Genomic DNA, 6,701 nt, shown 5'->3' with positions numbered 1-6,701 from the left:
CCCTTGCAAAGGGGAGGTCGGCTTGCGCGAGCAAGCCGGGTGGGGATCTGTCTCCGCACCGTTCACTCTCGCCTGTGGCTGACCTCCACCCTACCCTCCCCTTTCAGGGGGAGGGTAAAGAAAGCGTTGTCTGCGCGAAGCCGATCTCATCAATACGACTTCGGAAGGCCGAGCACCTTCTCGCCGATGAAGCTGAGGATGAGCTGCGGGCTGATCGGCGCGATGCGCGGGATCAGCGATTCCCTGAGATAACGCTCGACGTGATATTCCTTGGCGTAACCGAAGCCGCCATGGGTCATCACCGCCTGCTCGCAGGCGTGGAAGCCGGCTTCCGCGGCGAGATACTTCGCCGAGTTCGCGGCGGGACCGCACGGCAGGTTCTGGTCGTATTGCCAGCCGGCGCGCAGCACCATCAGCCAGGCGGCCTCGAGCTCCATCCAGCATTTCGCCAGCGGATGCTGGATCGCCTGGTTCATGCCGATCGGGCGGTTGAACACGATGCGGCCCTTGGCGTATTCCGACGCCCGCTTCAGCGCGATCTGGCCGAGGCCGACGGCTTCCGCCGCGATCAGGATGCGCTCGGGATTCATGCCGTGCAGGATATATTCGAAGCCGCGGCCTTCCTCACCGATGCGATCCTCGACCGGGATCTCGAAATTCTCGAAGAACAGCTCGTTGGAGTCGACGGGCTTGCGGCCCATCTTCTCGATCTCGTGCACGGTGACGCGCTTGCGGTCGAAATCGGTATAGAACAGGCTGAGCCCGTGGGTCGGACTGCGCACCTCCTCCAGCGGCGTGGTGCGCGCGAGCAGCAGGATCTTGTTGGCGACCTGCGCGGTCGAGATCCACACCTTCTGGCCGTTGACGATGTATTTGTCGCCCTGCCGCACCGCGCGGGTCTTGAGCTGCGTGGTGTTGAGGCCGGTGTTGGGCTCGGTGACCGCGAAGCAGGATTTGTCGCGGCCGTCGATGATCGGCGGCAGCATGCGCTGGCACTGCTCCCTGGTGCCGAACACCACCACCGGATTGAGCCCGAACACGTTCATGTGCACCGCGGATGCGCCGGACATGCCGGCACCGGATTCCGAAATCGTGCGCATCATGATTGCGGCATCGGTGATGCCGAGCCCGGAGCCGCCATACTCCTCGGGGATGCAGATGCCGAGCCAGCCGGCATCGGCCAGCGCGCGGTGGAAGTCGGCCGGATAGCCGCCCTCCTTGTCCTTCTTCAGCCAGTAGGCTTCGTCGAAGCGCGAGCAGATTTTTGCGACCGCGTCGCGGATCGATTCCTGGTTGGCGGAGAGTGCGAAATCCATCGGTCGTGCTCCTATGCCTGCGCCGTCTTGGCTGCGCCATCGCGGACCATCGCCGCGATCTCCTCAGCCGAGAACCCGGCCTCGCGCAGGATCGCTTCACTATGCTCGCCGAGCCGCGGCGCCAGCCGGCTCGGCTCGACCTTGGTCTCCGACCACCGCGCCGACGGCGTCATGCTGCGGATCCGGCCCTCGGTCGGGTGATCGATCACGGGGAAGACGCCGGTCGCGACCATATGCGGGTCCTCCAACAGGCTCTCGAGATCGTGCATCGGCATCACAGGCACGTCGGCCTTCTCGAGGATTGCGTTCCACTCGGCCGTGGTCCTGGTCTCAAGGATGCGCGCAAGCTCGGCATAGACGACGTCGATGTTGGTGGCGCGGCCGGCGAAGGTCGCGAACTTCGGATCGCTGCGCAGATCGTCCCGCCCGGTCGCCTTGAAGAAATTCTCCCACTGCTTGTCGTTGTAGACGATCACGCAGATATAGCCGTCCTGTGTCTTGTACGGCCGCCGGTCCGGCGACAGATGGCGGGCATAGCCGCCCTTGTCGAGTGGCGGATCGTAGGTCAGGCCGCCCATGTGGTCGCCCATGACGAAGCCAGCCATGGTCTCGAACATCGGAATGTCGACGCGCTGGCCCTGCCCGGTGCGATCGCGATGCACGAGGCTCGCGCAGATCGCGCCGACTGCGGTGAGGCCGACGATGCGATCGACCAGCGCGTTCGGCACGTAGCGCGGCACGCCGTCCGACGTCTGCGCCATCAGCGCCGGCAGCGCGGTTGCGCCCTGGATCAGATCGTCATAGGCGGGCTTGGCGGCATATGGCCCTTCCTGGCCGAAGCCGAACACGCCGGCATAGATCAGCCGCGGATTGACCTTGGCGACGACGTCGTAGTCGAGTTGCAGCCGCGCCATCGCCTGCGGGCGCACGTTGTAGACCAGCACATCGGCCTTCGCGATCAGCCGCAGCACGGCCTCGCGCCCCGCCGGCTTCTTCAGGTCGAGGCAGACCGAGCGCTTGCTGCGGTTGGTGTTGAGGAACACCGGCCCCATGCCGGGATGCCGGGTCGGACCGATCTGCCGCGTCACGTCGCCGTCGGGCGATTCTACCTTGATGACGTCGGCGCCATAATCGCCAAGCATCTGCGTGGCATAGGGTCCCATCAGCACGGTCGTCATATCCACGACCTTGATACCTTGCAGTGGTCCCATCGTCCTGTTCGCTCCCGGATGTACTGGTTATGGAGCTAGTAACGGGAGGTCTCCGCCGAGATCAAGCTGCGCCCGGGGTATGGGCGTATGCGCGGCGGTGGCCGGACCGCTTCCGCGCGGCGGAACGGCAGGCGAGGCGAAGCATGCCCACCGCCCCCGATGTCAGTTACTGCCCCGTCATCGCCTCGCGCGCCGCCAGCAGCTTTTCCAGTTCCGCATTCTGCTGCTCGAGGCGCTCGGCGATACGCTCCTCGACTTCGGCGCCGGCTGCGCCTGCGGCCTGCTCGATCAGCTGCCTGATATTGTCCCGGAGTATCGCGATGCGATCGTTCACTTCCGACAGCGACAGGGACGTCTCGATACCCATGGTCCGTTCTCCCGGTGACAAGGCGCAGCCAGCTTAGCGCGGTGGGAGGCTATGGCCTATCCCTTAACCGCATGAGTGACCCCAATCCCACCTGTGCATGGGGTTGTTTTCGAGTTTTTCGATTCAACGCCTCCTCGTCGCGCTTGAGCCCATGCCTTTTAGCCAATGTCTTTGGCCATCATCTCCCGCAGCGCGGTCTTCAGCACCTTGCCGTAGTTGTTCTTCGGCAGTGCATCGAGATAGACATAACGCTTCGGCCGCTTGAAGCGGGCGATCGAGGCAAGGCAATGCGCGTCGAGCTTGCCGTCGTCGGCCGCGGCACCGTCCTCCAGCACGACGCAGGCGACGACGATCTCGCCCCATTCCGGATCCGGCACACCAATGGCCGAGACCTCGCTGACATCGGGATGGGTCAGCAGGGCTTCCTCGACCTCGCGCGGATAGATGTTGGTGCCGCCGGAGATGATCACGTCCTTGGAGCGATCCGACAGCGTCAGGAAGCCGTCGGCGTCGAGCCGGCCGACATCGCCGGTGCGCAGCCAGCCGTCCTTCAGCGTCTCGGCATTGGCCCTCGGATTGTTCCAGTAGCCGAGCATCACGGTCGCGCCCTTGACCTCAATCTCGCCGGTCTCGCCCGCGGCCAGCGGTGTGCCGTCCTTGTCGGTGATGCGCACGGTGACGACGCTCTGCGCTGACCCGACCGAGGCCAGCCGTTCGAGATAGCGCGGATGATCGCTCGCGCGATGCCAGTCGCGCGACAGCGCCGTGATGGTCATCGGCGACTCGCCCTGACCGTAGATCTGCACGAAGCGCTGGCCCATCGTCGCCATCGCGTCCAGGATGTCGGCCGTGTACATCGGGCCGCCGCCATAGATGATGGTGCGGAGCCCCTCGCCGTTCTCGCCGCGCTTCTTCGCGGCATCGACCAGACGACGCACCATCGTTGGCGCCGCGAACATCACGACGTTGTCGAGCTGCCGGCCGAGATTGAGCACCTCGTCCGGATCGAAGCCGCCGGACTCCGGAATGACGTGGCGACCGCCCATCCGGACATGCGGGAAATTGTAGAGCCCGGCGCCATGCGAGATCGGCGCGGCATAGAGCGAAGCATCGTTCGGCGTCGCCGGATCGACGTCGGCGAGATAGCACAGCGACATCGCAAGCAGATTGCCGTGGCTCAGCATCACGCCCTTGGGACGGCCTGTCGTGCCCGAGGTGTAGAACAGCCAGGCCAGATCATTGCTCTCGCGCGGCAGCGGCGCCGGTGCGCCTTCGCCGCTCCGCATCGCCCTGTACGCGTCGCTGTCGACCGGCAGCATGATCATGCCGGCGGGGCAATCGTCATTCGCTTCGGTCAGCGCACCGATCGTGTCATCGGACACGAACGCGAGTTTGGCGCCGCCATTGCCGCAGATCCACGCCGCCTCGCGGCCGTGCAGCTTGGCATTGATCGGGATCGCGACGGCGCCGATCCACCAGATGCCGTAGAGGCATTCGAGATATTGCGTGCAGTTGGTCGCAAACAGCGCGATGCGATCGCCGGCGGCAACGCCGTGATCGCGCGCCAGCGCCGCCCCGATCGAGGCGGCGCGGCGGGCAAAGGTTGCATAGTCGGCGTCGAGGTCGAAGCCGGTCAGCAGCGCCGGCGCATCGGGACGCGCCCGCGCCGTTGCCGCCAACCATTCGGCAATGTTCAAGCTACTTGGCCGGCTCGAGGATCGAGACGTAGTTGGCGACGGCGGCGCCGCCCATGTTGAAGATGCCGCCGATCTGCGGGTTCTTGAGCTGCATGCCCTCGGGCGCCTGCCCCGTGAGCTGCATCGCGCTCATCACGTGCATGGAGACACCGGTGGCGCCGATCGGGTGGCCCTTGGCCTTGAGTCCGCCGGACGGATTGACCGGAAGCTTGCCGTCCTTCTGGGTCCAGCCTTCCATGATCGCGCGCGCGCCCTGGCCCTTCGGCGTCAGGCCCATCGCTTCATATTCGATCAGCTCGGCGACGGTGAAGCAGTCATGCGTTTCGACGAAGGAGAGATCGGAGAGCTGCAAGCCGGCCGTCTGCAGCGCGCGCTGCCAGGCGGTGGTGCAGCCTTCGAACTGCAGGATGTCGCGCTTCGACATCGGCAGGAAGTCCTGCGCATGGGCGGTGGCGCGGATGTTCACCGCCTTACCCATGGTTTTGGCGGTCTCGGCATCGGTAAGCACCAGCGCGGCGGCGCCGTCGGAGACCAGCGAGCAATCGGTGCGCTTCAGGGGACCGGCGACGAACGGGTTCTTCTCGCTCTCGGCGCGGCAGAATTCGAAGCCGAAATCCTTGCGCATCTGCGCGTAGGGATTGGCGACGCCGTTCTTGTGGTTCTTGGCGGCGATCATCGCCAGCGCGTCCGACTGGTCGCCGTATTTCTGGAAATAGGCCTGCGCGATCTTGCCGAACACGCCGGCGAAGCCGCCGACGGTGTCACCGTCCTCGGGCAGATATGATGCCTTCAAGAGGTTCTTGCCGATCTCCGGGCCCGGCGTCTTCGTCATCTGCTCGACGCCGACCACCAGCACGATCTTCGCGGCGCCCGCCTCGATGGCGCGGATACCCTGGTGCACCGCGGCCGATCCGGTGGCGCAGGCGTTCTCGACGCGCGTCGTCGGCTTGAAGCGCAGCGCCGGATTGGCCTGCAGCACCAGCGAGGCCGTGAAATCCTGCGGCGAGAAGCCGGCGTTGAAATGACCGAGCATGATCTCGTCGACATCGGACGCGGCAATGCCGGCATCGGCGAGCGCCTCGTTGGCGACCTTGACGACGAGACCTTCAACAGTCTCCGCGTCGAACTTTCCGAATGGCGTATGCGCCCAACCGACGATGCTGGCTGCTGTCATGGCCGTATCTCCCTGTTCCTGTTCGGGAGTTATGTAGCGTATCTCGAGAGCGTTTTCGAGCGAAGTGAACGCCGGTTCGCGTGAAGAAAACGCGTCAAAACCAGAATCCAGAACCCCGTTTCTATCGGAACGGAGTTCTAGCCGGCTTTCAGCGTTTTCATCGCCTTGGCGCACATGGCGGTTATGCCCGCCCAGTTGCCGGCGCGGATATCCGCCGCCGGGCACAGCCAGGAGCCGCCGACCGCCAGCACATTGGGCTCGGCCAGCCAGGTCGCCGCATTGGCCTCGCCGATCCCGCCGGTCGGGCAGACCTTGACGTTCGGGAATGGACCGGCCAGAGCCCGCAGTGCCTTGATACCGCCGGCCTGCTCGGCGGGGAAGAATTTGACGACGTCGAAGCCGTGCGCCAGCGCCTGCATCAGCTCGGAAGCGGTCGCAATCCCCGGCGCGAACGGCAGCCGGCTGGCAGCAACCGCCTTCAACAGCTCGGGCGTTGCGCCCGGGCTGATGCCGAACTTGGCGCCGAGCGCCTCGGCGCGCGCCAGATCGTCGGCGTTGAGGATGGTGCCGATCCCGACCACCGCATCGGGCACCTCGGCAATGATGGCCTTGGCTGCATCGACCGCGACCGCCGTCCGCAGCGTCACTTCGAGCGTCCGGACACCGCCGGCGACCAGCGCCCTGGCGAGCGGCACCGCGTCGGCGAGCCGCTCGATGGTCAGCACCGGGATCACGGTGGCCTGGCGGATCAACTCGGCAATCTGGTCCTGCTTTGAAGTCGTTGTCATTGCGAGGCCTTGCGGGATGGTGGGGGACGAGGCGCCTTCTTCGGCGGCATGGCGTAGCGCGGAATGATCGCACCGGGATAGCACACGACGACACCGGCGAGGCGATGGCCGGCGCGCGCCGCCTCCTCGGGCTCGGCGCCGCCGAGCC

Annotated in this window: 6 protein-coding genes and 1 pseudogene; all 7 read right to left on the bottom strand. The window is 65.6% G+C overall.

Features of this window, described 5'->3' with window-relative positions; genetic code table 11:
• Positions 1-149: 149 nt before the first annotated feature.
• Positions 150-1,316: an acyl-CoA dehydrogenase family protein gene (locus H8A92_RS39120; protein ID WP_016847185.1), complete on the bottom strand. Its 1,167-nt coding sequence runs from the start codon at positions 1,314-1,316 to the stop codon at positions 150-152.
• Positions 1,317-1,327: 11 nt separating this feature from the next.
• Entirely contained in the window at positions 1,328-2,527 is a 1,200-nt protein-coding gene (locus tag H8A92_RS39115; RefSeq protein ID WP_229200600.1) for a CaiB/BaiF CoA transferase family protein, read from the bottom strand.
• A gap of 166 nt (positions 2,528-2,693) precedes the next feature.
• A complete protein-coding gene (locus H8A92_RS39110; protein ID WP_229186104.1) occupies positions 2,694-2,894 on the bottom strand; it encodes a hypothetical protein in 201 nt (66 codons plus the stop codon).
• A gap of 158 nt (positions 2,895-3,052) precedes the next feature.
• Complete coding sequence (locus H8A92_RS39105) at positions 3,053-4,591, bottom strand: class I adenylate-forming enzyme family protein (RefSeq protein ID WP_229200599.1); 1,539 nt, start codon at positions 4,589-4,591, stop codon at positions 3,053-3,055.
• A gap of 1 nt (position 4,592) precedes the next feature.
• Complete coding sequence (locus H8A92_RS39100) at positions 4,593-5,765, bottom strand: acetyl-CoA acetyltransferase (RefSeq protein WP_229200598.1); 1,173 nt, start codon at positions 5,763-5,765, stop codon at positions 4,593-4,595.
• Positions 5,766-5,902: 137 nt separating this feature from the next.
• Entirely contained in the window at positions 5,903-6,553 is a 651-nt protein-coding gene (gene eda / locus H8A92_RS39095; RefSeq protein WP_229200597.1) for a bifunctional 4-hydroxy-2-oxoglutarate aldolase/2-dehydro-3-deoxy-phosphogluconate aldolase, read from the bottom strand.
• Positions 6,550-6,701: pseudogene (locus H8A92_RS39090) on the bottom strand (sugar kinase); the annotation flags it as partial. The pseudogene H8A92_RS39090 and the gene eda, both read right to left, overlap by 4 nt.

The sequence above is a fragment of the Bradyrhizobium acaciae genome (assembly GCF_020889785.1).
In the GTDB taxonomy this organism is placed as follows: Bacteria; Pseudomonadota; Alphaproteobacteria; order Rhizobiales; family Xanthobacteraceae; genus Bradyrhizobium; species Bradyrhizobium acaciae.
Note: the sequence above shows the minus strand (reverse complement) of the source record. Positions and strands in the feature narration are given on the sequence as shown.

Excerpts from the sequence above, each read along its gene's own strand:
- H8A92_RS39100 (WP_229200598.1), bottom strand. The coding sequence starts at position 5,765 with ATGACAGCAGCCAGCATCGTCGGTTGGGCGCATACGCCATTCGGAAAG.
- eda (WP_229200597.1), bottom strand. The coding sequence starts at position 6,553 with ATGACAACGACTTCAAAGCAGGACCAGATTGCCGAGTTGATCCGCCAG.
- H8A92_RS39110 (WP_229186104.1), bottom strand. The coding sequence starts at position 2,894 with ATGGGTATCGAGACGTCCCTGTCGCTGTCGGAAGTGAACGATCGCATC.
- H8A92_RS39120 (WP_016847185.1), bottom strand. The coding sequence starts at position 1,316 with ATGGATTTCGCACTCTCCGCCAACCAGGAATCGATCCGCGACGCGGTC.
- H8A92_RS39115 (WP_229200600.1), bottom strand. The coding sequence starts at position 2,527 with ATGGGACCACTGCAAGGTATCAAGGTCGTGGATATGACGACCGTGCTG.